Source organism: Ornithinibacillus halophilus (assembly GCF_900129485.1).
Lineage (GTDB): Bacteria > Bacillota > Bacilli > Bacillales > Amphibacillaceae > Ornithinibacillus > Ornithinibacillus halophilus.
In genome coordinates this window covers 22,408-46,414 of sequence record NZ_FQVW01000017.1, presented here as the reverse complement: position 1 = coordinate 46,414, position 24,007 = coordinate 22,408, and the positions used below count along the sequence as shown (strand labels likewise).

23 protein-coding genes are annotated in these 24,007 nt (G+C 34.0%); 10 read left to right on the top strand and 13 right to left on the bottom strand.

Going from position 1 to position 24,007, the window contains the following annotated elements; translation table 11 throughout:
• Positions 1-24: 24 nt before the first annotated feature.
• A complete protein-coding gene (locus BUB12_RS08830) occupies positions 25-744 on the bottom strand; it encodes a CPBP family intramembrane glutamic endopeptidase (protein ID WP_072890126.1) in 720 nt (239 codons plus the stop codon).
• A gap of 270 nt (positions 745-1,014) precedes the next feature.
• Between BUB12_RS08830 and groES the strand changes: the two genes are divergently transcribed.
• Both groES and groL read left to right on the top strand, forming a co-directional pair.
• Positions 1,015-1,299 (top strand): co-chaperone GroES, encoded by a 285-nt coding sequence (groES, locus tag BUB12_RS08825; RefSeq protein ID WP_072890124.1) that lies wholly within the window; start codon positions 1,015-1,017, stop codon positions 1,297-1,299.
• Positions 1,300-1,359: 60 nt separating this feature from the next.
• A complete protein-coding gene (gene groL / locus BUB12_RS08820) occupies positions 1,360-2,994 on the top strand; it encodes a chaperonin GroEL (protein WP_072890122.1) in 1,635 nt (544 codons plus the stop codon).
• Between the two features lie 586 nt (positions 2,995-3,580).
• Here the strand turns inward: groL and BUB12_RS08815 are convergent.
• Together BUB12_RS08815 and BUB12_RS08810 are read right to left on the bottom strand one after the other, a co-directional pair.
• A complete protein-coding gene (locus tag BUB12_RS08815; RefSeq protein WP_072890120.1) occupies positions 3,581-4,021 on the bottom strand; it encodes a hypothetical protein in 441 nt (146 codons plus the stop codon).
• 549 nt (positions 4,022-4,570) lie between these two features.
• Positions 4,571-5,755 carry a hypothetical protein gene (locus BUB12_RS08810; protein ID WP_072890118.1) on the bottom strand — a complete coding sequence of 395 codons (1,185 nt, stop codon included), beginning with the start codon at positions 5,753-5,755 and terminating at the stop codon, positions 4,571-4,573.
• 1,367 nt (positions 5,756-7,122) lie between these two features.
• On the opposite strand from BUB12_RS08810, the gene BUB12_RS08800 reads away from it, so the two are divergent.
• The 4 genes from BUB12_RS08800 (at position 7,123) to BUB12_RS08785 (ending at position 9,200) form a co-directional block, all read left to right on the top strand.
• Positions 7,123-8,157 carry an LAGLIDADG family homing endonuclease gene (locus tag BUB12_RS08800; protein ID WP_072890114.1) on the top strand — a complete coding sequence of 345 codons (1,035 nt, stop codon included), beginning with the start codon at positions 7,123-7,125 and terminating at the stop codon, positions 8,155-8,157.
• Between the two features lie 65 nt (positions 8,158-8,222).
• Entirely contained in the window at positions 8,223-8,738 is a 516-nt protein-coding gene (locus BUB12_RS17840) for a hypothetical protein (protein ID WP_072890112.1), read from the top strand.
• Positions 8,739-8,784: 46 nt separating this feature from the next.
• Entirely contained in the window at positions 8,785-8,946 is a 162-nt protein-coding gene (locus BUB12_RS18010) for a hypothetical protein (RefSeq protein WP_234982620.1), read from the top strand.
• Entirely contained in the window at positions 8,943-9,200 is a 258-nt protein-coding gene (locus BUB12_RS08785) for a pepsin/retropepsin-like aspartic protease family protein (protein ID WP_072890110.1), read from the top strand. The genes BUB12_RS18010 and BUB12_RS08785 overlap by 4 nt, the downstream gene beginning before the upstream one ends.
• A gap of 712 nt (positions 9,201-9,912) precedes the next feature.
• Here the strand turns inward: BUB12_RS08785 and BUB12_RS08780 are convergent.
• Positions 9,913-10,272 (bottom strand): hypothetical protein, encoded by a 360-nt coding sequence (locus BUB12_RS08780; RefSeq protein WP_234982618.1) that lies wholly within the window; start codon positions 10,270-10,272, stop codon positions 9,913-9,915.
• 922 nt (positions 10,273-11,194) lie between these two features.
• Between BUB12_RS08780 and BUB12_RS08775 the strand changes: the two genes are divergently transcribed.
• Positions 11,195-11,524, top strand: a complete 330-nt coding sequence (locus BUB12_RS08775; RefSeq protein ID WP_072890108.1) for a hypothetical protein — start codon at positions 11,195-11,197, stop codon at positions 11,522-11,524.
• A gap of 118 nt (positions 11,525-11,642) precedes the next feature.
• A complete protein-coding gene (locus BUB12_RS08770; RefSeq protein ID WP_072890107.1) occupies positions 11,643-12,236 on the top strand; it encodes a hypothetical protein in 594 nt (197 codons plus the stop codon).
• Positions 12,237-12,530: 294 nt separating this feature from the next.
• Here the strand turns inward: BUB12_RS08770 and BUB12_RS08765 are convergent, their stop codons facing one another.
• The 3 genes from BUB12_RS08765 to BUB12_RS08755 form a co-directional block, all read right to left on the bottom strand.
• Positions 12,531-12,830: an iron-sulfur cluster repair di-iron protein, ric gene (locus BUB12_RS08765; protein ID WP_072890105.1), complete on the bottom strand. Its 300-nt coding sequence runs from the start codon at positions 12,828-12,830 to the stop codon at positions 12,531-12,533.
• A gap of 53 nt (positions 12,831-12,883) precedes the next feature.
• Entirely contained in the window at positions 12,884-13,117 is a 234-nt protein-coding gene (locus tag BUB12_RS08760) for a heavy-metal-associated domain-containing protein (protein WP_072890103.1), read from the bottom strand.
• Positions 13,118-13,291: 174 nt separating this feature from the next.
• Positions 13,292-15,145, bottom strand: coding sequence for a heavy metal translocating P-type ATPase (locus tag BUB12_RS08755; RefSeq protein WP_072890101.1), 1,854 nt, complete (start codon positions 15,143-15,145; stop codon positions 13,292-13,294).
• 318 nt (positions 15,146-15,463) lie between these two features.
• On the opposite strand from BUB12_RS08755, the gene BUB12_RS08750 reads away from it, so the two are divergent.
• Positions 15,464-16,417: a zinc-binding dehydrogenase gene (locus tag BUB12_RS08750; protein ID WP_072890099.1), complete on the top strand. Its 954-nt coding sequence runs from the start codon at positions 15,464-15,466 to the stop codon at positions 16,415-16,417.
• 142 nt (positions 16,418-16,559) lie between these two features.
• Here the strand turns inward: BUB12_RS08750 and BUB12_RS08745 are convergent, their stop codons facing one another.
• Together BUB12_RS08745 and BUB12_RS08740 are read right to left on the bottom strand one after the other, a co-directional pair.
• Entirely contained in the window at positions 16,560-17,333 is a 774-nt protein-coding gene (locus BUB12_RS08745; protein ID WP_072890097.1) for an ABC transporter permease, read from the bottom strand.
• Positions 17,311-18,294, bottom strand: coding sequence for an ABC transporter ATP-binding protein (locus BUB12_RS08740; RefSeq protein WP_072890096.1), 984 nt, complete (start codon positions 18,292-18,294; stop codon positions 17,311-17,313). Before BUB12_RS08740 ends, BUB12_RS08745 begins: the two co-directional genes overlap by 23 nt.
• 151 nt (positions 18,295-18,445) lie before the next feature.
• Between BUB12_RS08740 and BUB12_RS08735 the strand changes: the two genes are divergently transcribed.
• The gene (locus tag BUB12_RS08735) at positions 18,446-19,723 is read left to right on the top strand and encodes a helix-turn-helix domain-containing protein (protein ID WP_072890094.1); all 1,278 of its coding nucleotides are present in this window, start codon (positions 18,446-18,448) and stop codon (positions 19,721-19,723) included.
• A gap of 88 nt (positions 19,724-19,811) precedes the next feature.
• Here the strand turns inward: BUB12_RS08735 and BUB12_RS18005 are convergent, their stop codons facing one another.
• The 4 genes from BUB12_RS18005 to BUB12_RS08720 all read right to left on the bottom strand — a co-directional run bounded on the left by BUB12_RS18005 (position 19,812) and on the right by BUB12_RS08720 (position 23,901).
• Positions 19,812-19,967, bottom strand: coding sequence for a hypothetical protein (locus BUB12_RS18005; RefSeq protein WP_234982616.1), 156 nt, complete (start codon positions 19,965-19,967; stop codon positions 19,812-19,814).
• A gap of 35 nt (positions 19,968-20,002) precedes the next feature.
• Positions 20,003-20,929: an oligopeptide ABC transporter permease gene (gene opp4C, locus BUB12_RS08730; RefSeq protein ID WP_072890092.1), complete on the bottom strand. Its 927-nt coding sequence runs from the start codon at positions 20,927-20,929 to the stop codon at positions 20,003-20,005.
• A 14-nt stretch (positions 20,930-20,943) separates the two neighbouring features.
• Positions 20,944-21,912 (bottom strand): ABC transporter permease, encoded by a 969-nt coding sequence (locus BUB12_RS08725; protein WP_072890090.1) that lies wholly within the window; start codon positions 21,910-21,912, stop codon positions 20,944-20,946.
• 138 nt (positions 21,913-22,050) lie between these two features.
• Positions 22,051-23,901: a peptide-binding protein gene (locus BUB12_RS08720; protein WP_327196141.1), complete on the bottom strand. Its 1,851-nt coding sequence runs from the start codon at positions 23,899-23,901 to the stop codon at positions 22,051-22,053.
• Between the last annotated feature and the right edge of the window lie 106 nt (positions 23,902-24,007).

Sequence of the window (24,007 nt, the reverse complement as noted above, 5' to 3'; positions counted from 1 at the left end):
GCTAGTCCGGATTTTTTATTAATATTAGCCAAACAGAATTGTTTGCAATTCTTTTAATTGATCCTGCATGCGCTCTAAATCCTCAGGTGACAATCCATATTGGATAAGGACAGCAAATGAATTTAAAGCCATATGAACAATAATTGGAACGAGTATTCGTTTTGTTTTTACATATAAAAAGGCAAAGACAAATCCTGTTGCAGCATAACGTAGAATGTGCTCCATTTCTCCATGTATGATGCCGAAGATAAAGGCAGATAATAAAGCCGCAAAGAAGAAGTTCATATGTTTGTGTAAGGAACCAAAAATAATTTTTCGGAAGATGATTTCTTCTAAAATTGGTGCAATAAACATTGGTATAATCATAAATAGTGGTACTGACCTGGTAATATCCATAATCATTTGTGTGTTTTCTGATTTTGGTTCGATTCCAAGTACATACAATTCGAATAAACCAGTAAATACTTGCGTGAAATATGCTAAGACAAATCCGAGAATGGACCATAGAACAACTTGTCCACTATCTGTTGATGCACGAAAATCATCATGTGCCATGTCCTTTCTTAGTAGTAATAACACGACAACTAGTCCAGTAGTAAAACTAAAAATAGACCAATATGTAGAATAAATGGCTAAATCCTCTATGCTTAATGAGGTGAGTGCTTTTAATAGGGTTACAAAAACAACGCCTGAAAATTGCATGATGATGTAGGTAATAATGACCCACCAATACTTATTAGACAAACGTGACAACTCCTTTGATTGCATCTAACTATTAAAGTTTATGATAGCCATAGCTTAATTATTAGTTGATGTCTAAAGTATTTTATCATATCTCGTTGATACATAATAATTGGAATGTCGTTCTTATCAAAAATGTTAAAAAAAATATAATACATTACTTGCATTTTTTAAAAAGATTATTTATTATATTAATTGGTATTAGCACTCACTGATGTCGAGTGCTAACAGATAAAATAAAAATATGAAAAAGGAATTAAGGAGGTTGTCTACATGATTAAACCACTAGGAGATCGAGTTGTTATTGAGCTTGTAGAACAAGAGGAAACAACTGCAAGCGGTATCGTACTTCCAGACTCTGCAAAGGAAAAGCCACAAGAAGGTAAAGTAGTTGCAGTAGGTACTGGTCGTGTGACAGAAAATGGAGAGAGAGTGGCACTTGAAGTAGCAGAAGGAGATCGCATCATTTTCTCAAAATTTGCTGGAACAGAAGTGAAATATGATGGCACTGAATACTTAATTCTTCGTGAAAATGACATTTTAGCAGTAGTAAACTAAACATTAAACTTAGAATTTCAACCATAAATACCATATGAATTATTTGAGGAGGGCTTTTTAATGGCTAAAGATATTAAATTTAGTGAAGATGCACGTCGCGCAATGTTACGCGGTGTAGATACATTAGCTGATGCAGTAAAAGTAACTTTAGGGCCAAAAGGTCGTAACGTTGTTTTAGATAAAAAATTCGGTTCCCCATTGATCACAAATGATGGTGTAACAATTGCAAAAGAAATCGAACTAGAAGATGCTTTTGAAAATATGGGTGCACAATTAGTATCAGAAGTAGCATCAAAAACAAATGATGTTGCTGGTGACGGTACTACAACTGCAACTGTTTTAGCACAAGCGATGATTCGTGAAGGATTGAAAAATGTAACTTCTGGTGCAAACCCAGTTGGCGTACGTCGTGGAATTGAAAAAGCAGTAGAAACGGCTGTATCAGAATTAAAATCTATTTCTCAACAAGTTGAGAGTAAAGAAGCGATTGCACAGGTTGCTGCTATCTCTTCTGGTGATGAAGAAGTAGGTAACTTAATTGCTGAAGCGATGGAACGTGTTGGTAACGACGGTGTAATCACAATTGAAGAATCAAAAGGATTCTCAACAGAGCTAGAAGTAGTAGAAGGTATGCAATTCGATCGTGGATATGCATCTCCTTATATGGTTACTGACCAAGATAAAATGGAAGCTGTTTTAGAAGATCCATATATCTTAATCACTGATAAGAAAATCGGTAACATCCAAGAAGTATTACCAGTACTAGAACAAGTGGTACAACAAGGTAAACCAATCTTAATCATTGCAGAAGATGTGGAAGGTGAAGCACTTGCTACATTAGTGGTGAACAAGCTTCGTGGAACATTCAATGCTGTAGCTGTAAAAGCCCCAGGATTCGGTGATCGTCGTAAAGCAATGCTAGAAGATATCGGTATCCTAACTGGTGGAGAAGTAATCACAGAAGACCTAGGACTAGACCTTAAATCAGCAACAATTGATCAATTAGGTCGTGCTTCAAAAGTTGTGGTAACTAAAGAAAATACAACAATTGTTGAAGGTGCTGGAAACCCTGAAGCAATTTCTTCACGTGTTGCTCAAATCCGTGCACAATCAGAAGAAACTACTTCTGAATTCGATAAAGAAAAATTACAAGAACGTCTAGCTAAATTAGCTGGTGGTGTAGCAGTAATCAAAGTTGGTGCTGCAACAGAAACGGAACTTAAAGAGCGTAAACTTCGCATTGAAGATGCATTGAACTCAACTCGTGCTGCTGTTCAAGAAGGTATTGTTTCTGGTGGTGGTACGGCTCTAATTAATGTTCACAGTAAAGTAGCTGGATTAGAATTAGCAGGTGACGAAGCAACTGGTGCAAGCATCGTACTTCGCGCACTAGAAGAGCCAGTTCGTCAAATCGCTCACAATGCTGGATTAGAAGGTTCTATTATTGTAGAACGTCTAAAAGGCGAAGAAGTGGGCGTTGGATTCAACGCTGCTACTGGTGATTGGGTAAACATGGTTGACGCTGGTATCGTTGACCCAACTAAAGTTACTCGTTCTGCATTACAAAACGCTGCATCTGTAGCAGCAATGTTCCTAACTACAGAAGCTGTTGTCGCTGACAAGCCTGAAGAAGAAGGCGCTGGAGGCGGAATGCCAGACATGGGTGGCATGGGCGGAATGGGCGGCATGATGTAATAAATGTTTAAAACATTGTTATATCAACGTTTTAAGATGAAAAATTAAATAATGCTCATGTTTTTGCTCATGTTTTTTAGAGTTTGATTAAGAAGTTTTCTATTAGTGTACAAATCCCTGATAGAAAACTTCTTTTTTATATATGTTAAATATAGTATTTCCAAATGTTATAATTAGCCTATAATAAAACAACAGTAATTTCGATTAATAAATAGTTAGAAATCACTTCTAAAATCAACCAAAATTATAAATATTTCTTTATAGGTGTTGTATACTGTTGCCTCGAAAATATTATGTATATTATGAATGATTTGATAATTTACTACGTTAACTTGTTTGTTATAATATAAGTAGAAAATTTAAACTCAAAATAGGAATATAAAGAGTGTAAAGAAAAACATGGGGTTTCTCTACACTCTAAATACATAATATATATTTATAAAATTATATTCTTCATGAGACTCTTCATTCTAATATATATAATAAGCATAAACAGTACTTATTCAATAAATATAAAATTTATTTAATTCTGACTTATATTCCTCCAAATATAGATATAGGAAACAGAATGAAATCTATTTCTACTTCATTCAGCTATTTTTTTGATGTATTCTTCGTTATTAAAGTTTTCCAAATAGTACTCTGTTTCCGTTGCTTTACTCACTTTACCATCATCATAATAACTAACGATATATCTTCTTTGACCTGTCATATTATAGTCAATTGTTATAACTTTCCTTTTATTAGCTTTATAAATCGAAACCTCAGATATAATACTATTTTGAGGTACAAACTCTTCAAATGGTTTTGGATTAAATAACTTTACCTCTTGCTTTATTTCTATAGGCTCTAATTTTTCTGCTAAATCAAATACTTTTTTATTTGCAATTTTTTCAAGACTAATATTCACGAGCTCTTTCTCTTCCTCAGTAAGTTCTAACTCTTTTTTATCATTATTATTCGAGCAGCTGAATAATAATGATATAAGAGAAAATATAAAAATACTAATTATGAATTTTTTTATCATAATGAGATTCCTTTCTTAGCTAAAATTTCTTATGATTGGTTTGAAACATTGATATTTCAAAAAATACAGTAAATATGTGAATGGTGTACATTGTGCCTAGCCTTTGTAGGACAAGAGTTTAAAAAAGTAAAAGGAAGTACCTCCCTAAATATTATATAATGGTAGTTAACTAAAACTTCAAAAGGCTGGTGGAGAGTATTCCTTTCCTTATGACCATGATACAAGTTAGCGAAATATTGTCCTTTAAGCAATCACGCTAGGCTTTATTATAGATATATAGCCACTATTGATACAACCTATTTTAAAATCACCAACAAGCTAAATAATTATTTTTTATATAATTTGGAAATTTTGTGAGTCCTTGTATTCTTAAAAGAGGAATTATAAAATTGGCTTAAGTTTATTAAAATAGAAGACTAATAAATATGAATATTATGTTATATTTTATAATGGAAATTTAAAGGTATGAGTTCGAATGATATCGAACCATACCCTTTATGCTACTGAACTAAGACTATCTAACATGAGGCTAATACTTAGGGAAAATTATTAATATCCTAATCTTCCTTCCCCCCATTTCCACACTCCATACATATTAATATTATTGTTGTAAGTTTCGAAAGCGTTATTGAAAACTGTATAATCAGACATTTGGAGTGCTGTGGATCTTTTAGAATGATACCAATTTGGGTTATTATATCCAGTTGATGAATTATAATTCCATCCCAAAACTACCCTTCCAGTTCCCCAAGTTTCCCATGTTTGTACATTAGTTTTTGATCGAGTCGGATCGTATACAGTTCCTTCTTTGCCACCTTCAAAATTCCAAGCTGCTTCATCTACTGCACTAATTGAACTTTTAATCCTTTCGTAGGTATCAACGAATACAGCAGCATAAGAAAGCCATGAAAATGTGCCAGATTTTGCTACATCCCAAAATAAAGAAATAGCTGTCACAGTCCTTCCAGCTGAAAAATTCTTGTACGATTCATCTACATAGTTGAAGTAGTCCATTGTTTCATAAACTTTTACCGCGACGTGTGGATCATAACCTCTATCATCAAGTGCTTTTGAATATTCGTGATACATACCGTATTTGAATTTCGCTTTATACTTTTTCCATTCGGGATCATATGGTACTGGATAAACTTTTTTATTAGCCAGAATACCTGCATTACTATCATCAAAGCTTATAATAGTCTTACCGCCAACTTTATTTACAGTAGTATCCTTTATTTTCTCGATTTCTTCAAAGTTTCTCTCTTTTATAAGAGTATTAATCGTGTCTAATTGCTCTTTTGAACGGGAAATTGTTATAACGTCATTTCTATTAAATGTATTTTTTTTTTCATTGTTAAAATTTTCAGTTATATACCCGGATGTTCTATTTAGAATTGACTTTTCTACCTTTCCATCTTCAAAATAGGTAACTATTACTCTACTATCGCCTAAAGTATAATCTATACTTATAGAAGGAATTCCAAAGTCTGTATATAACACTTCAGTAACAGTACTATTCTTTGGTGCAAATTCTGAAGCAACATTGTTGTCAAAAATCTTTATATCCTTACTTAGTAATTGATTCGGATTGCTACTTTTAATTTTTTTAAATACATTATTTACCTCTTTTTTCTCTTGAGTAATATCTACAGAAACATTCATACTGTCAACAGACTTTTCCGCTAAAGTAATCTGTGGAAGTAAAAGGATTGTAACTAAAACATTAACCATCACCAATAAAACTCATACTCTTTTTAAACAATTTCATCATCCTTTTCATTAGATTTTGGTTCAATTATCTACATAAAATTGTCTCTATCATTTATCACCCCTCAAAAAACTAAAATATAATGTACAATACAGGTTTATAGAATATATCATCTATTGCAAATTTTATGTTAACACACAAATATAAACTTTTGTATTGGGAAAGTTATATATTATTCGATTCGATAAAATAATCAAAATTTCTACCTAATATTTGACTGCATCTTTTGTATTATTTCCTTAATTGGGATAGTTTAAGGGTATTTGTATTTCAATGGATATGTGGTTACAACGGGATTCCAGTTGTAATACTATTTGGGTGCTGGGCTCACGCTCGTCGATAATTTACAGCAGTTCTAACGTCACTGCCTAAATCGGCTTCTCTGTAAAAGTGAAGTAAGGCCTATCATTTGGTAACAAAATTTTTGTGATTGAACGCAAATTAAAGGATTCCTGTTTGCAAGAACTATGGAATAGATTAGATCTCAACTCAGCCAGTTCAAGAGGTTTTTCAGCATGGCATTGCGAAAAAGATTACACGTGTGCTAAGTAATTTGCCTGTGACCCCTACTTCAATATCACTTTAGCGTAGTGTAGGAACAGTGATATCTCCACTTATAGTAGACAGTAGATCAACGGATGTATATCTACACCAAGTTTGAAGGTGATTAACTTGGTTTATCCTATCCTAACTGTAGTCTAGTAAGTCTTCACTTTTATAAAGTGTTTTTTTAGTATTCTTGAAGAGCTATCAGTGTTTTTTGACTTGTGATAGTAGCTCAGTTTTTCAATTATAATTTTCATTCTAATATCTATTGTCAAAGTAGATGAACAAGCTAAAATGAACATGTTTATGTATTGATATAATTATATTCTCTAGTGTTTAGAAAGAGTGTACTTAAAGTATACAACAAAATAGATAATTATTTTAAATAGTGCAAAAACAATTGAGGTATGATAATGTGTCTTTAGAATGTATTAATAAGGATAAGATTAGCCACGTTAGAGTACTAGTATGAAGAACCACTAATGACAAAATAAAATAAAAAATAACCTGGGTTTACAAGAATGTGATATGAATATGCCAATGCTCTAAAATACTTTGTGAAAGGTGGGAGAAAGATGGAGATTGCTACGTTGATTATTTCGGGGATATCAATTGGTATAAGTATATCTACTTTGGCAATAGTTTTTTTTGATAAGAAAAGTACAGAATCAAGATTAATTTTGATATCTTTTAAATTCAATATATTAAAACATCAAAAAAGTCATAGATCATTACATTCTATGACTTTTTTGTTTACATAGTTTATGTTCCTTAGGGGTGATTTCAATTGAAAACAAAATATATCTGCAAGACTTGTAATAAACCATTTATGCCTAATCATAGTAGGCAGGAGTATTGCTCTGCTTCCTGTTTTCACAATTCAAGAAGGATAAAAACAAAATGCGACTGGTGTAATGTTGAAATTGTATTAATAAAAAGCCACTATAACAGATACAAAAGGCATTATTGCTGTAAGCAGCATAGAGGCTTTGCTAATGCTGTTAGAAATGGAGCAAAAATAAAACAAATTTCAAATGAACTAGATACAATAACTTGGAACGAGGATATAGCATATCTGGTTGGCTTGATTGCTACAGATGGAACTTTAAGAAAGGGAAGAAAGCAAATTAAAATATCTAGTTCAGATAAAAACTACTTAGAAAAAGTATCTGAAATAATAATTAATATTACTGGAAGAACGCTTGATGTAAATCATGAAAACATCAGGTTTAATAGTCGAAATTACAATGCTTATTCCATAAATTTTACTTCCTATCCATTTTACGACTTCTGTATTGGAATAGGTTTGAGTCCAAATAAAACGTACACTATATCTTCCCTTGATATTCCTGACGAATACTTTTCTCATTTTCTTAGAGGTATAATTGATGGAGATGGGAATTTTAATACAAGTAATAAAACTGAATTATTGAAAGTAGCTAATATTAGAATATATTCTGGATCTAAAGATTTCCTTCATTGGTTAAATGAAAAATGTAAAAAGGTATATAAAATTAGTGGAGGTAACTTTTCTCGTGATAAAAATTCGCTTGGGAGTAAAGAAATTTTAATTTTTACAAGGGTCTACGATAATCTTTTAATTATAGAGAGTGTTTATGAAAATGCAAAATACTATCTTGAAAGAAGATATAATCAGGCTTTTTTTACACTTGAAAATATGCAGAGATTAAAGGAATATTACCGTCATACATATCTAGATGGTAATAAAGTAAAATGTAAAAATGTAAAATGTCAAAATTTATTCTTACCCAAAGACTATAGGCATATTTATTGTTCAATTAAATGCAGATTGGAGAAATAAAATTTTAATCCCCCAACTAAGCAGTAATTAAATGGGGGTTAATAGAAGGGAGGGGAAAATTAAAAATGGAAAATGAATTAATTAAGGAAATACTAGAAAAATTAGGAATTCCTGGAGTCGTAATCTCTATTATAGTACTTATGTCAAGGTTTAATCCAATAACTGCAATTTCTTCTAGTAGTGTAGAAATGAGTTTGTCGACTAAAGAAAAAAGATTTTATATCAAAATAATAAGAGGTTTTTTTGAAATGTCTTGTTATGTACTTTTACTATTGCTAATAACTGATACTTTTTTTAAAGATCAAAGACTATATAATCCTTTAATAGCAATTTTTTTTGGGCTTTTAATCTTTGCAATTTTTATTTGGATAACAGTATTAGATTTCAAAGGTAAATCAATAGTGGGTTATTTAAAATCTGATATAAATCGCTGGAAGAAAATATCGATTTTTTTACTATTTATTAATTACTTTTTTAGTATATTTATACTACCCTCATACTATGTTGGAACACAAGTTTACTCAAATGTCTATGATGAAGACTTAACTACGGGGGTTCCCAGGTCGATGCGTCTTAGTTGAAGCATTACAATCAAATACAGTAGGTAATGAAAGAATCATTGAAGAAATGTCGGTTATTAATGATTTTGCAAATGGAAATGCAGCATGGAAAGTGTATAAAAAATTACATGCTGAAAATCAAAATCGTGAATTATATATTTTTCACACAAGTAATGAAGAGATTAAGGTAATTGAGCAACCATATATTGGAGTGCGTAGAAAAATATGAAATTTGTTATGGATGATCATTTGCCCCTTGTTTCTGTAAAGATTGATTATAATAGTTGGAATAAGATATTTCGTAATGTCTTGCTTGATACCGGTAGTTCTTCAACGATATTAGACACAGATTTATGTGAGGAAATTGGACTATTACTAGATTTGGAAAATGCGATCACACGGAAGATGTACGGTATAGGTGGAACTGAAATTTGTATTGAACAAAAAATTAAGTGGCATGGTCTTTACCCTACAACTTGGTGATGTTAGAGAGATGCATGGATTTGATGGGATTATTGGAAGTGACTTTTTTTCTTCAAATAAATTGGTTATTGATTTTTATCATCTAGAGGTTAGAAAAGGGTAAAATTTAAAATACAATTAGAATTGCTTTATTCCATTGGCTTCAATCACCATTCAAGAATGCTAACATTTTGCTAACGCAATCCCATAAAAAACGGTAAATCGCCGTTAAAGATGTTACAGTAAGCAATATCCAAAACGTTGATTTACCGCACCTTTTGCACCTCTTGTTAACGATATTACACACTTTCAACTTACGGGCGGCATGATGTAATAGTTGTTCAATCCATTGATTTATAAGGGTTTTGAAAGAACCTCAGAATAAGTAAAAGAACAAAAGACCACTCCTACCGAAGCGTTGGATGAGTGGTCTTTCTTGCAATAATTCCATATCAAAGCGGTGATTGGAAAGTAAAATCCATGGTACAGGTGTCATGCCCCAAGAACAGCCATCAAGGCCTAAAAGCTAATATATGGAAAGCTTTGCCATCAATTTGCGAAGTTCGGACATCTAATACATAGGAAGCAACAACCCCGTTTTACTAGGAAGAAAAAATTACTGAGGTAATTCTACACAGTGAAGAGTAAACGCTGGTGCAGGTAAAGTGTAGAGGTCAAAAGGAAAGATGTAAAGAGTGATAGTCAATAAAGTATAAAAGTTGTACCTAGATAACTATATTAAAGTACGCTTTAATTCACGAATATCCGTCTCCTGTTCTAACGAGCGAATGGATAATGATTCGAGAATTTTTTCTTGACGTTGTTGGCTCTCTTTAATTGCAGTAATATCTCCCATTATATAGTTTACATTCATAGTGAGAGATTCTAGTTTCGCATCAGATTCTTCTTGACGATGATGGATTGCATGAACCATCTCATTCGTTTCTTTTAATTGTGTTTGCATTAATTCTTGTATTTCCTTCATGGATTGCTGCTCGGATTTCATTCCATTAATAGTATCATTCGTAGTTTGCTGTTCAGATTTCATTTCTTTTAGTTCTGATAAAATCTGGTTTAATAACTTTTCGCTCATGTCTTAGTCCCTCCTTTTAATTTTTATGGATTTTATAAAATAACCATAAATATATTGTACTATATTTCACCATATATTTGCATAAAAATCATATACATTTATTGTCATACTCCCACCACTACATATTTTTAACATAATGAATCCACTGGAGTTTTCTGCATATATTGGGATAGGTGCGGTAAATAGGAATGGTTCCTGTTTATCATTTTTTGATAGATGGGGACCGTTTCTGTTTCCAAAACTTTGTGGAGGCCATTTTTCATCGGGGCTTAAATGTTCCTTGGTTTTCAAGAAACATAGATTAATAATTGGTATTTCCCATTTCAAGTTCAGCAAAAGTTATTTAAGACAAAAAGTTACAGATATTAGGTTAGCATCAAGGCTGCCCCTTTACTTGTTGTCACTTGTATTTTTTGAAATTTGCCTTACGCTTGAAATACACACTTTCAACTTACGGGTGTCATGATGTAAGGTTTAGGAAGCGACTAGCCCTTGTAGCTGGACTGCCCTATATCATAAATAAAGACGGCTCTCATTTATCTAAATTGATAAGCGAAAGTTGTCTTTTTTTGTTGTCTTATTTTGTCGAACTGTAGACGATTGACATAATTAGTATATTATGGAATTATGTATTATATATTAATATTTCCTCGATTGATTACTTAATAGAAATCCTCATACTAAGCTACTGACCTATTTTTAATTTGTATTTAATTATATACATTGATAGAGAATCCACTTGACTGACCATCTTAATAACCTCAATCTACCTGTCTTTATTTACTTTTCCTATTTAACTAAAACATCAAAAAAACTCTGAACCTGAAAGGAGTGATTAACTATGTAAGCTTTTGATAGTTTTCTTCTAAACTAAACATTTATTTATCTAGCAAAAATTACAATTTTAAAAGGAGGATTATTCTTGAGTCACGAATTTGCAGGTTTTAATAAAGCTAGTGAACAAATTGGTTATGCTCGTTTTAGTATGGGGAATTATAATGCCGTCATACTTTATGATTTGCTTGATGCAAATGAGTACAATGCAGGAGTTAGTGGGCGTGGAGACAGTACAACATTTTCAGTACAGCAAATTGAAAAGGCGTTAAATTCCTATAAACAATTATATGGTAAATATGATGCGCCATCAGAAGATAACCTCAAAGATTGGGATAAAAAACAGATTGCAACTTTTTTACAAAGCTGTCTAGCAACTGCAAGCAACGAAGGGAGTGTTAGAGTGGTTTTTGCCTAATACCAGGTTGTATCATTACTTCGGTCTTTTCAGAGTCATAATGATTTTTAATTCCTTCTAAGTATACCTATCTATAGATCTACTGAAAACTTTCTTCCAACATAAAGTATAACTTAATGTGTCAGCTTTTGATTATGTAACTTCAACTTATCAAGCCATAGTAGATGCTTTGTTACCAACGACGAGTCAGTTTAATGGTATCCAAATGAAGATACACGAATACCTCATGTTTGGGCTAAATAATAACATTTCAGTTCAGCAGCAACTTTATCACCAGGTAATCCCCCTAGCTTACCCAACTGCAGTAATGTTAGATTCTGCAGCAACCCAGTTAGTAAATACTCATCAAGTACAACTATTATCACAAAGTCAATTTCCAAACGGTGGAATGTTTTCTTATCTATCAAGGAAGGATCGTGTTCAAACGCTATCCGCTTTAGAGAATCTCCATATCGACCTATACTTGTTGCCATCTCCTTTTCAAAATAATGCAGGAATGGTTAAGTTTGTCACGGACGCGTTAAACCGCTTTTCTATGTTTGGATATTACTCTGAATGGCCAGCATATGGGACCACTCGTTTAAATCCTCCAGATTATCGTCGACTTGAATTTTTTCCGCCTGGTTGGCACCAAGCTGGATATCCTGGGGTGTCCTTTGGTTATCGTGATTTTCGTGGATTATCATTTTCTATGTCAGAGGTGAAGGCATGAAATCAAAAATGTGGTAACTAGTGACGGTTCTCGATTATCATTTTTCGATAAAAGAGAACCGTTTTTTATGCTTCTATTCTTTTTAGACATAATATAGAATCATTTATAAAGATACGCCCCACAATAACATCTACAAGTCTCCTAAAACAAATTTAACCTTTCTTACAAAACTGCTCTTAGCAACCGCAAAAAAACTAGGAAGTGTTAAATACAGGCTAAACCTAGAAATACCCTAAAACTAAGGGCGGTTTCCTGTTTTGCAAATTCAATTTGAGAAACAGGAACCGCCCCTATTTATGCGTGATAAGCTTTATCTACTTCTCCCAGCATGTTAAATGTGCTAGCATATGTTTCACAAACATCTTCAGGAATAGTGTAGTTTTCAGTAATTTTACGTAACTGAACAAATTCTGTAATCAAGTCGGGTTTGTTGTCGCCGGACTCTTTAACTTTCTCATTGATTGTTTCGAAAAGCTCTCTTACTTCAAAGGCTTCGGGGTGACTTTTACCATGTGCCCGTGTGATGGCTGTAGTGTATAAATCTAGTTTTTCGAAATGCTTTATTACTAGTTCGTTAAATGTTTGTTGAGACATTATTGGGTTCCCCTTTCTCCTCTTGAGTACTTTGTAATAAGTGTTTTTTAGAATTATGCAGACTTCACTTTTGATTTGATGACAGGATAACCGAGATTCTCTATAGCCTTTTCGATATCGTTAATAGCGACTGCTTCTGAATCAAAATCTAGTTTAACTTTACTTGCATTAAATAATACTTTTAAGCTGTCTTGATCAACCCCGTTTAATCCTTTCACAGCATTTTCAATCTTTTGCATACAAGATGGACATGATAAAGTTTCTAATTGGATAACTGCTTTTTGCATAAAACATTCTCCTTTCAAATAATAAATGAAGTTTTTTTATCTCTTCTTCTTTACAATTTAAGTATAGCTCAGATTTGGTATGATGAAATTGATGTAAATCAAGTTTTAGGAAATAAGGGGGAAGTATTTTATTACTTCCCGTTTATGTTATTTGGTAGTTCCCTTCTATTAGTGTTATCTTTTCAAACGGTATCTGAGCAGCCTCATACCATTTAAAATAACTACTAATATACTTAATTCGTGAACTAACATTCCAATAGACATGTTCATCCATTCGCTAAATAGTAGACTAGCAAGTAAGATTATTACAACACCCACTGCAATGATAATATTTTGTTTCATGTTATTTGAAGTAGATTTTGTAAGGCCTAACGCGTGTGGTAAACGGCTAAAGTCAGAGTTCATTAAAACAACATCTGATGTTTCAATCGCAACATCTGTTCCACTACCCATGGCGATGCCGATATCCGCTAAGGCTAATGACGGGCTATCATTCACTCCGTCACCGACAAAAGCAACGATATGACCTTCTTGTTGCACCTTTTCAATATAAGCAGATTTTCCTTCTGGTAGCATATGACCATGTGCCTCTGTTAATCCAAGTTCTTGAGCAACTAAGTCTACGGTTCCTTGGTTGTCTCCTGATAGAACAACTAGATTTTTCACACCAAGTTTTTTCAGCCTTTGAAGATCTTGTTTGACACCTGGGCGGATTTGATCCCGGATGCCCATTAGAACTTTTAATTCTCCGTCAATTGCAGTTAACACGAGAGAGTTCCCATTTTTCTCAAAGCGTTTGATGTCTTTTTGAGCTTTTTTAACTAATTTAACATTTTCTCTTTCCATTAACGCTACGTTACCAACTGCAATTCGATGTCCATTTACTTTTGCGACAATCCCACCACCCTTAACAACTTCAGTTTTTTCTACTGCAGAGATAGTAGTCTCGCCAATATCTTGTAAAACTGCTTTTGCCAATGGGTGGTCCGATTCACGTTCCACACTAGCTAGATAACCTAGAGCTTCTTCAGTATTTTTTCCGTAAAATTCTTTTTCAGCCACTTCAGGATTTCCTACTGTCAGTGTTCCAGTTTTATCAAAAACGATGGTATCCACTCTACTAAAGTCGTTGATAACTTCACTACCTTTTAAAAGTACACCATTACGTGCACCGTTTCCGATTCCAGCAACGTTAGAGACAGGGACACCGATTACTAACGCTCCAGGACATCCTAATACGAGAATGGTAATTGCTAGTTCAATATCTTTAGAGAATAACCAAACGATAAAGCCAAGGATTAATACAGCTGGTGTATAGTACTTGGAGAATCGATCAATAAAGCGTTCTGCTTCTGATTTGGAATCTTGTGCTTCTTCCACTAATTCAATTATTCTACCGAATGTAGTATCTTCCCCAATACGGTCTGCACGTATTTGAATCGTTCCATTTTCTAAAATAGTTCCCGCAAATACTTCAGAATCAATTTTTTTACTCACTGGTACGGCTTCTCCGGTGATACTTGCTTCATTAATATGGCCTTCACCAGTTAGTACAGTTCCATCCACAGGAACTTTTGCACCGGTTTTCACTAATAAAATATCACCTTCATCTACATCATCAACCTCAACTTCCTCAAACTCCCCATTTTCCATTTGTTTTAAAGCATTTTCTGGTGCCAATTCAGTTAATTCTTTAATCGCCGAACGTGTTTTGTTCAAGGTGCGTTGTTCGAGATAAGAGCCAAATAAGAATAAGAAAGTTACAATAGCAGACTCTTCATAGTTTTGTATTAATACTGCCCCAATAACAGCAATCGTGACTAAAACATCAATACTAACCACTTTTACTTTCAATGCTTGATATGCTTGGATTGCAATTGGTGCTACACCAAGAATTGATGCAATGATAAGTGATCCATTGAAAATCATCACGTTGTCTAAACCAAACCGGCCAAAGAATCCGAGTACGATTAAAATTGCACTAATCAATGTAATTTGATTCTTTTTATTTAATATATATCTTTGCATGTTTTTCCCCTCCATAGCTAATTTATTTGTTGTTAATTCTAGTATAAGATGACTATTCAAAATTTAAATTGACCTAAGTCAAGTTACGAAAAATAAAGTGTTTTGACTCTGTAAGAGAGATACAGGAGTTATCATCCTAAATAAAAATCATTTTAGTTCTATTATTTATGAAGTTATTATGACAAATTCTTGATAGAATTTTGAACTGTTGTCTAAATAGTATTAAAATCAGCCTCTTTGTGATGGGGATTCTTTGAGTGATAAGTAATTCTTGATTTATAATAGGATTGTACATACATCTAAAGGAGGGGTATCAACATGAAAGGTTGGCAATTTGTTGAAACAAATGAACCATTAGAATTGGTAGAAAAAGAAGACCCGAAAGTTGTAGCTGGTAAAGTTGTAATAGACACGAAGGTAGCTGGCTTGTGTCACTCTGATGTTGGTGTTTTAAGGGATCCAGGTTGGAAAGAACTACTTGGAGAATTGCCTGTAATTATGGGACATGAAGTTGCAGGTGTTATTAGTGAAGTTGGTGAAGGAGTAACTGACTATAAAGTTGGTGACAAAGTAGCTGTTTGCCCGACTGGTCCAAGTAAAATGGCTCCAGGTTATGCATATGATGGTGGCTTTGGAACAAAAGTTTTAGCTCCAGCAGAAGATTTAGTGAGAATTCCTGAAGGCGTATCATTTGCTCAAGCAGCCGCTGGTACGGATGCAGGAATGACATCTTATCATGCAACGTTCACTAAAGGTGGAGTTAAAGCAGGTATGACAGTCGGTATGATTGGAATTGGTGGATTAGGTCAAATTGCTTTAGAAGCAGCTGTTGCAAAAGGAGCTACTGTATATGCTGTTGATTTAAATCCAAATGCACGTGAACTTGCTAAAGACCTAGGTGCAGCAGGTGTCTATGAAAACGTAAAAGAAATTGCCCAATTTGAACCAGAAGTAATTATTGATTTTGCTGGGTTTGATGTAACAACTAGAGAAGCTCTAGAGTCTATTGGATTCCAAGGGAAAGTAGTACTTGTTGGTATGGGTAAATTAGAAACAACACTAAATGTTACTTCAATCATCACTAAACAAGCAACTCTTGTTGGAAGTAACGGTGGAACAAAGAAAGATATAGAAGAAATCTATGAATTGTTTGCAAGTGGAAAAGTAAGTCCGAAAATAACTGAACTTACTTTTGATGAAATTCCTAAAGGGATTCAGATGCTAGAAGATAACAAAGTTACTGGACGTTTAGTAGCTAACATGGAAAAATAAAAGATTAATAAGAGGGTTCTCATTGATTATTTTGATAAATGAGAACCCTTTTTGGGTTTCAAAGTTGGCTAATGTCTAGTTTTCCTTAAAAGATAAAAATGTATTTCAGAGATGTTATGCTCCGAGTGCTCTGCGCCTTTCCTTAATAATGGCCGATTAATCCCTTTTTCATTGCAATTTGTTCAGAATATCTAAAGAAAAGTAAGCCAATGACAAAATAAAAACCAGCATTACCTATTAATATGATGTAATCTGCGAGGTGTATAGCACCTAAGGAAAGTCCATCAATCATCACTCCACGTACCAAATCTACTCCTTTCACCATAGGGAAGAAAGCTAAAAATGGGGCAACGGATAAAGGGATAAATACTAGACCAGCCAATATAAATTGTAAGATTTGTAAAAAAGCATTGACTTGTTTTAATACAATTGTTAACCCCGCAATAATAAAACCAAATCCAACCATACTAATGATGGTTAGAAATAAAATGGGGAGGAGCGTGATCACATCTACATTTAACCACTGTCCCGTAGTTAGCATGGATAGGTAAAGCAGGCTAACAACGATAATGGAATTAACAATAACAGACGCTACTAGTCGACTCAATAAAATTTTTGATATTCCCATTGGGGACATACTGAGTTGTTCTAATGTACCTTGAACAGCTTCACTACCAACCTGAAAGCCAATGTCTTGCACTACAATTAATGAGAGGTACCAAAAAATGTAGTTTACAATTACAAATTGAATATTGGCATCTTGCGTACTTGGATCACCAACAATTTGTATCCCTGCAAACATTCCTAAAAATATTAAGTAAAAAGTGATAAGCATAGCAATAGTATTTGGTAGGTATCGTTTCATACCAATATAATCTTTTCTTAGGTTTGCTTTAAGAAGATTGAATAAAGGCATTTTGCATCTCTCCTTTGACAATTTTTAAAAATACTTGTTCAAAATTAATCGTTTTGCGATCAATGGATTCGACTGGAATTTGTTCTAACTTAAGGATGTCAAATAAATCATAAATCTCTTCATTATTATTTAGTTCTACCTCTAAAGTGGACTGTAAAATGTCTGGTGAATAGTCTAGTTGTGGAAATTTCTGTTGAAGGAGATGGAATTGATGCTTCGTTAATAATTTTCCAAGAGTAATTGTATAGGCGCGTACCTCAAAAAGACGTAATAAATTTTCCACTCTGTCATCGGTAACAATCGTTCCATTATTGATAATTATTGTGCGTTCACATAAATCTTGGATGACATCCATATCATGAGAGCTAATGATGATGGTCCGATTATATTTCTTTGCAATGTTCTGGAGTAGGTCACGTACTTCATAACCAGTTTGGACATCAATGCCGAGGGTTGGTTCATCTAGCAAAATTACCTCACTGTCTGCTAGCATGGCTACTGCTATAGCTAGTTTTTGTTGCATTCCACGTGATAATCGATTAACGATTTCTTTTTCCTTATTCTTGAGGTGGAATTTTTCTAATAAATCATCAATTGTATCCTTCCTATCTTTTCGAGAATATCCTCTGTTCCCTGCAAAATACTCTAAATTCTCTCTAACAGTTAAACGCCAATAAAGATTACGGTTTCCTTCCAATACAGCACTAATATGGTGGAGAGCTTTTAAGCGATGTTTCTGGCTGTTGATTCCATTAATAGTAATTGCCCCTTTGTCAGGCTTAATTAAACCACAGATCATTTTAATAGTTGACGACTTGCCTGCTCCATTGGGTCCAAGAAGTCCTAGTATTTCTCCTTTTTGTACGGAAAAGGAAATATTGTTCACTGCAGTTATAATCTCATTTGACTTTCTTTTTTTGTATGTTTTATAAAGATTGCTCACATCAATTATTGTTTCCATGCAAAATACCACCTTTTTAAATATATTTAATTATTATATTAAGTATATTTAAAAATAAAGTCAAGGAGAATTTTAAATTTATAGAAAATAATTTTAAATATATTTAAACTAAGGTATAATGGGATTAATAAACACGGAAAAGGAGCCCATTATGAGTAATGTAGGTGAAAAAATTAAAAGGTTTAGGAAAGAAAAGAAGTTAACACTTGCAGAAGTTGCTCAAGAAAAGCTATCTCCAGCGATGGTTAGCCTTATCGAAAATGGAAAAGCGAAACCTTCTGCTGAAAATTTAAAGCATATTGCATCGGTATTAAATGTAAATATTTCTGATTTATTAGGGGAAATGACAAGAGAAGAATTACGAAACAAATTAAAGGAGATTCGCAGCAGCGTTAATCCGGATAACTTTACTTCAGAGGAGATTGAAACAGCATTAACTAATTTAAAAGAACTGTTCCCAAATTTAGGCCAAAATGTGGAGTCTGCTCATATATATGAAACCTATGCAAAATATTTATTCCTGTACTATCAATTGTACAAGCCCAAATTTGACCTTTTGGCTGAAAGTGATTGGGAAGTTTATTATCGTAAAGCTGAGGCTATTTATGAGGACTTACAAATGGACAGTCGTGTAGTGAGGGTTCAATTTCAATTAGCGCAAACGGAATACACCAAAGGAAATTACCAAAATACAATTGAGATGGTTGATCAATATTTGAATTCAATACATACTTATGATAGCTATGATATTATTTCAGGAATGATTGGTTTAAAGATATTAAAAATCCAATGTAAAGGTGCGCTTGGAGAAATTGAAGAGAGTTTTCAGTTGTTGGAAGATGTAATTAAATTCTCCAATGAATATTTAGTACTCGATCACTTTTACATGATATATAACTTAGGTGCACTAATTCATTATCAAGCCGGAAATTATGACAGCGCACGAGAATTTTTAATGAAAATAAATAAATTTCTAGAAATAATTGATAACAAACAATTAAAGATAGAAAACCAGGTGAATGCTATACATTTTATGGAATTCTTTGAGGATTCACCGGAGAAAGCATTAGAAATTATCGCAAACTTTGAAAAGGAATATGAACGAACAAATGATGTCATTGATAAACGTGTTATGGACTACTTATCAGATTCTAAAGCAAGATGCTATACAAAGCTTAATAGACCACATGAAGCACTGCCGTTATTCCGTAATTTAATGACGGAATATCATATCCAGTTACATCCAATTGATATAGCATTAAGGGAAATTAATAAATCGTATCAAGCGCTATGTTATTTACAATTAAATGATAAGGAAAAGGCCTTTCAATATGCCAAGAAATCATTAAATATCGTTAGTAAATTTCCTTATACTTCATACTATCACTTTGCAAGATCGGTATTACGTGATGTTCAATTATCGAAATAGAATTCTACTTTATTTTCCGACATGTAGAACAACAACGCTGTAACTCCAATAGATGGAATTACAGCGTTTTCATATCAATTGTATTATTCTATTCTTCTTCGTCCTCTGGTCTTTTAAATCCTTTGTTTAATTGTCCAGCATATTCGATGTCACCAGACATATGGTAACCAGCAATTTCTTGATTACTTGTCGTACCATAAAGCCCCATTATGATTATCCGAAAATAAAAACCCACCCAAGTCATCGTTAACTTGAATGGGTTATTATACTTTAACGTTCCTACCGTTGTTTACTTTTTGGATCAAAAGCATCTCGAAGACCGTCCCCGATAAAGTTAATGGCTAAAACGGTAACAAAGATAGCTATTCCAGGAGGTATCCATGCTTCTGGATGATCACGCAAAATTCTAACGTTCATAGCCTCAGATAACATATTACCCCAAGTTGGTGTTGGTTGTGGAATACCAAATCCGATAAAGCTAAGAGCTGATTCAATGATAATATAAGTTGCCATCATTAAGGTAGCATTAACAATAATCGGACCTATAGCATTTGGGATAAAATGCTTTAAAATAATGCGAAAATCACTAGCACCAATAGCTCTTGCTCCTAACACAAATTCTTGCTCACGAAGTGATAAGTAAGTACCTCGAATAATACGTGTTAAGTTGGGCCAAGAAGTGACTGCTATTATGGTAACAAAAATTGGTATGGTGATTTTTTCGAGTATAGCAATGATAGTTAATGTTAATACCAAGAATGGTAACATTAGCATAATATCTGCAGCACGCATAATGATACTATCTACTTTGCCGCCATAGTACCCTGCTAAAGAGCCGAGTAAAATACCAATCGTTAAAGTGAAAAACATCGCGCTAAAACCGACTAATAGTGAAATTCTCCCTCCATATAATAAACGGGAGAAGTTATCTTGTCCTGTTCCATTGGTACCTAAAATATGTTCATCTGTTGGCCCTTGTTCGATTTTAAATAAATCAGTAAGCTCAGGGTCTTGGTCGGTAAAAACAGGTGCAAGTATACAAATAACTACAATTAGCAACAGAAAAATTAAACTTACCACGGCCATTTTATTTTTTAAAAACCGACGAAATGCTAATTGAAAAGGACTCTTACTTGTATTCTTTTGATTATCACCTGGAGTGAGTTCCGGTTGTGTTGATAACGTTTCTTGTGGATTAGGTTGCATAAGATGAATTCACCTCAATCATATCGGATTCTTGGATCAACAATACTATAAAATATATCAGCAAGTAGGTTACCAATTAAGATTAGAATCCCGAGTATTAGGGTGATTGCCATGACTACTGGGAAGTCTCTATTTGTAACTGAACTGATAAATAATGTTCCAAGACCTGGGTATTGAAAAACCTGTTCCGTAATAACTGCTCCACTTAATAAGACCCCTATTTCAAAGCCCATTAAGGTGATAATAGGAATTAGGGCATTCCTTAAAGTATGTTTATAAAGAACGTTGCTATCTGACATACCTTTTGCTTTAGCAGTTCGTATATAATCACTACCAAGCACATCTAACACTTCAGACCTCATATACCGCATATAGGTTGCCGTTCCTGCCAATCCTAATGTTATCCCAGGAAGAACCATGTGATGTAATCGGCTAAAGAAGGCTTCAAATCCAGCCATGCCTGGTCCTGATAGTGTCCCTTGAGCTGGAAACCATCCTAGGTTGATGGACAATACATAAATAGCGATTAACCCAAAGAAGAAATTTGGAATTGCTAAACCGAGAAATCCAAAACCTGTAGCTGCATAATCCAATAATGAATATGGTTTTCTAGCAGAGTAGATACCAATTGGTATTGCTACAACAATGGTTATAAAAAGAGAAAATATGCCTAAATATAGGGTGTTTGCAAAACGTGCCTCAATTAAATCTGCAACTGAACGACCATTAAAAACTAAAGATTTACCAAAATCTCCTTGTGCCACATTACTTATCCACTTAGCGTATTGAACTGGTATGGGATCATTTAAACCTAATGCTTCTCTTTGCTTCTCGTAAACTTCTGGATCTACTCTGGGGTCAGCAAGCTGTTGGCCGGTAAGTGCATCACCAGGTGCGGCTTGCGCTAATCCAAAAACGATAACCGTTAGCGCGAAAAGCATTGGAATAAATACAAGGATTCTTCGGATGATATATTTATACATGTATTTCCCCCCAAAGTTAGAATATTGTTGTAAGTATCAAGAGTTAGCTGGCTAAAAGGAAAAGAGCATGCGGTGGGTTCCACACGCTCTTTTGCTTTATAACCTGATGTCGGACCATGTTGTAATCGCTTTTCTTAATTACTCAGATACCCACCATAAATGAGGGTCATTGTTAAATCCATATGGCATAGGATTAACTCCGTTTAAGCGTTCGTTAAATCCATAGATCTTATTTTGAGCATATAGCAGTAATGCTGGAAGGTCTTCAGAGAAATATCCTTGCCACTCACTGTATACTTCTTCACGATAAGATTGTTCAAATGCATCAGGTGGTGTAATTGCGTCTGCAATTAACTGGTCAGAATCTGGGTTGTTCCAACGTCCGAAGTTATAAGCATCTTGTGATCTCCATAATCCTGATGGATCAGGGTCACCACTTCCAAGACTCCATCCTAATAGGTATATATCCCAGTCGCCAGTGTTATTTGTTAAATCTTCAACATAAGCCGTCATTTCTTTTGGTTGTCTTAAGTCAACTTGAATTCCTGCTTCTTCAATCATTTGTGCTAGAATTGGTGCAGAGCGCTCACGTAATTCATTACCTGTAGGGTAGTTTAAGTTAACAACCCATTCTTCGCCGTCTGGAGTATCTCGGTAACCATCTCCATCAGCATCTACATATCCAGCTTCATCTAATAGTTCAGCTGCTTTATCTAAATCTTTTTCATATAAAGTTGCAGCACTTTCATCGTATGCCCAGAATTGTTGAGCAATTGGAGCATTGATAACTGAACCGTGTCCTAGTAATAATTGGTCAACGATAGCTTGACGATCAATTGTCCAAGCAATTGCCTGACGAACTAGTGGGTCACCCATGTCTTCATTTGGAACCCAATTATCTGGGTTGATAGTTCCACTTTCAGCATCTTCTGCTGTGCGATGATTGTGGATGAAGCCCATTAATTGGTATCCAAAGTCAGCTTGCTCATGAATCTTAATATGATCCAATCCAGCTACTGATTCATAATCTTGTGCTGCTACACCGTTAGGGTCAGCAATAAAGTCAATTTCCCCATTCTCCAAAAGACCTAACATAACTGAGCCTTCAACTATGCGCCATGTGATAGAGTCTAAGTATGGCTCACCTTGCCAGTAGTCAGGATTCTTTTCTAGTACATATTGCTCGCGTTCTAGCATTTCTGTGAACATGAATGGTCCAGTACCTATTACTTCACCTGCATCTAATGTTCCAGGATGTTCTGGCATTTCTCCAATTGGAACATCAGCAAACACGTGTTCAGGAATAATTGGGAATGCAACATCTTTAAGAATTGTTACGTTAGGTTGAGCGAATTTAAATGTTACTGTAAGCTCATCTTCAGCAACAACACCTTCAAATTCATCAGTATCTCCATTAACAAAATCTTCATAGCCTACTAACTTATCAACATACTCTGTACGTACCCCACCTGCTTCAATGTAGCCAGGGCTAGCTATAGAGCGGTAAGTAAAGACAACGTCATCAGCAGTGAAATCCTCTCCATCATGCCATTTCACGCCTTCTTCTAAATATAACGTAATTTCTGTGTTATCTTCATTAATATCCCAGTCATGTGCTAATCCAGGACCAAACTGTAAGGTATCATCTTGTGATAAAAGTCCTTCATGTGTGAAATCTAGAATATTAGCTTCATATGCTTCTTCATAGAAAATTGGGTTGAATACACCTGCAGGAGCAGTATCCATAGCACCGACAAGTTTACCACCCATTTGTGGCTCACCACTTGCAGAATCATTATCGTTACCTTCATCATTAGTACTGTCATTTGAATTATCATCATTATTATCGTTTGTTTGATCATTGGTTTGATCATCATTATTATTGTTATCATTATTATCGTCTGAATCTCCACCACATGCTGCTAAAAAGACACCAAGTACTAATACCAGCATAAGTATAGCTAAGCTAAATTTAGAACGCTTAATCAATGTATTTCCCCCTTTACCATTTTTGGTTTGTTTATTGGATGAAAATTGATAAGTAACTCATTTTCACCTCCTATGTTTATATTTCTATTAGATAGACTTGGATTTT